Below are 2,719 nucleotides of genomic sequence, written 5' to 3'. Positions count from 1 at the left end.
CACCAGGTTGTCCGCGTGGGCCCTTCGCTGGTCAAGGGTCAAGTCGTCGACAACGCCGGGAGCCCCGACGCTTCGTCCTTCGACCCGCTCCTGCACCATGACACGGCTCGTCGTGAATTCGTCGATCACCGCTGGCACGGTGATGAGGCCGGAGTCCGCGGTGAGCTGCTGGGTGTCGTGGCAGTTGGTGGCCTCGATGCGGAAGTCCAGCTCCTCCCGGGTTGACGCCGCGAACCCGTCGACCAGCTCCGGTATCCCGAGCGTCGTCGCCCAGGTCGTCCTTCGCTCCAGCTGCCTGACGAGGCGGAAGACGATGTCGAGGTCCCGCTCCATCGACTCGCGAACTCCGGGGCGTTGAACCTTGACCACAACCTCGCGCCCGTCGCGCAGCGTGGCGAAGTAGGTCTGCCCGATCGACCCCGTCGCCACGGGCTGTGGCGTGAACTCGGCGAAGACCGTGTCCAAGGACCCGACTTCCGCGCCCAGAACCGCGAGCGCGGCTGCAGGATCGGACTCAGCCGCCCGGTCCTGCAGCCGCGCCAGTTCAGCCGCGACTTCTGTCGTGACGAGCTGGGGCTGTGATGCCATCGCCTGACCCAGCTTGATGAACAGCCCGCCCGCCTCTTCGAAGGTCGCCGTCAGGCTTCGCCCGAGTGCTCGACCACGGGTCTGCGAGGTGTCACCCAACGTCCCTAGCAGCCCGTTCCGGACGCCGATCGCGCTGACCTGGAGATAGCGACGGACTCGGCTGAGACGCCCCCGCAGCGATCGGACCGGGTGCGGGATGCGGAAGGACCGGGAGCGCGGACGCCCTCGGCCGGCAAGCTCGAAGGCCGCAAGGGCGATCATCGACATGACCACCACCAGCGCGCAACCGAGTGGGTACCACTGCCACGGGAGCGCGGTGACCCGCCCGAGGACGAGCAGCAGGATGCCGACGGTCATCGTCTCCCCGACGAGCACGGCCCCAGCGGTGGCAGCCCACCGCCCCGACTCGATGCCCAGCAGCCGCCGGATCACCCAGGCTGCGAAGACGACGATGCTCAGCGTGATCAGAATCGTTTGAACTACCACGCGCTCCATACTTCCAACGGGGCTCCCCGCGCTCGTGGACTACATGATCGTCCAGCGGATCGTGTCCGAGTTCCTACTGGTCAGACTCTCGCGGCACTACGAACTGAGCGTGGTGCCGTCCCTCGTCGGGATCTTCGCTGTCCGCTGGCGGCGAGGAGTGTCCGGGGGCGGTAGTTGGTGAGGTAGCCGTAGCGCCGTGGGCGTGGGCGTGGGCGAGGGGGCGGGCCTTACCGATCAGCAGGTTGATCGCCCGGGTGCCGCCGGTGCTCAGCCGTGGGTGTCGCGGCTGCCCGGGGCGGTGCGTTCCGTGCGGCGGTTCAGCCCGCGAACCGTGTTTCCGGGATGCCGCGTACGCCGAGCCCGGAGACGGCGAGCACGCTGCCGTCCAACGCACTCGCGGGGACAGGGTCTCCTGGGAAACCAGCGTTGCCCATGGTGGTCACGTACAGCACGTCCATGTCGGGCCCGCCGAACGCCACGCCGAGCGGCTTGAGCAGGGGCAGCGGGATTCGCCGGTCGAGTTCTCCGTCGGGTGTGTACCGGCGGACCTCGCCGGCGTACAGGGCGGCGGTCCACAGGCAGCCGTCCTCGTCGACGGTGGCCCCGTCCGGCATCGGTTGCACGACTGCGTCGGGGTCGGCGAAGTCAGCGAACACTCGGCGGTTCGACGCGGTGCCGAGCTCGGGCTCATAGTCGAACGCGTAGGTGCGCAGCGCCCAGCTGTCGTTCCAGTACAGCGTGGTGCCGTCCGGGCTGAACGACGGGCCGTTGCTCGCGATGAACCCGTCGGCCAGCGGCTGCACCTGCAGGTCCCGGTCCACCCGGTACAAGCTCATGGACGCCTCCAGCCCAGCGCTGCCTGCGGCGGTCTGCAGCTGGGTGCCATCGACCAGCCCGGTCACGAGGCGGCCCTGGCGGTCGACCTTCGCGTCGTTGAACCCCACCCCCGGCTTGCCGTCCAGTTGGAAGATGGTGTCGGCCTCGCCGGTGTCGAAGTCGAACAGGTGGACCCCGGCCGCAGCGGTGACGATCGCGCCCCCCGACTCGCGCAGGGCCAAGGAGGAGATCGTTCCCCACGGGAAGCGCCAGAGCTGCGGCTCACGGCCGTCGGCTCTGCTGCCGAAGACGGTGCCGGCGGCCACGTCGATCCAGTAGAGCCGCTCCTCGGCGGCGTCCCAGAGCGGGTTCTCCCCGATCGTGCAGGTTCCGGTCGAGACGAGATGGATTTTCGAGGACATGTGAGTGGGTCCTTTCAAGGGGATGGTGGTTGCTGCGCGGCTCCGACCAGGAGAGGTGGTGACGCTGCGCTACCCGAGGGGTCCCGACGGCGGCGCCAACCGCCGCCGTCAGAACCCGTGCGCTGGAGGGCGTCTCAGCCGTCGCCAGCCAGCGAGCGACGCCCTTACAAGGAGCCGGCGGTGACGAGCTCGAGCCTGACGACCATCGGCTTGTCGTAGCCGGGGACTCGTCCGAAGTGGTTGAACTCGGTGACGGGAATGACGATCGTCTTGTCCTTGCCCTGCCCCTTCGGGGTCATGAACATCTGGTAGGTGTGCGCCGTGACTCCGTCGGCGACGATGCACCGCTCGATGACGCCCATCTCCATGTCGAACTGGTCGCGGAAGTGCTTCATCTTCGCCTGGTA

General features: G+C 68.4%; 3 protein-coding genes. All 3 read right to left on the bottom strand.

What is annotated here, in order from left to right:
• The coding region (locus tag VN520_RS37720; RefSeq protein ID WP_325751465.1) for an ABC1 kinase family protein at positions 1 to 1,074 on the bottom strand (1,074 nt) is incomplete at its 3' end.
• 317 nt (positions 1,075 to 1,391) lie between these two features.
• Complete coding sequence (locus VN520_RS37715) at positions 1,392 to 2,312, bottom strand: SMP-30/gluconolactonase/LRE family protein (RefSeq protein ID WP_325751464.1); 921 nt, start codon at positions 2,310 to 2,312, stop codon at positions 1,392 to 1,394.
• Positions 2,313 to 2,476: 164 nt separating this feature from the next.
• Positions 2,477 to 2,719: hypothetical protein (locus VN520_RS37710; RefSeq protein ID WP_325751463.1), on the bottom strand; the 243-nt coding region annotated here is incomplete at its 5' end.

It is taken from the genome of Streptomyces sp., assembly GCF_035563135.1.
Taxonomy (GTDB): Bacteria; Actinomycetota; Actinomycetes; order Streptomycetales; family Streptomycetaceae; genus Streptomyces.
The sequence above is the reverse complement of the archived record's forward strand: the minus strand, read 5'-3'. Positions and strand labels throughout refer to the sequence as shown.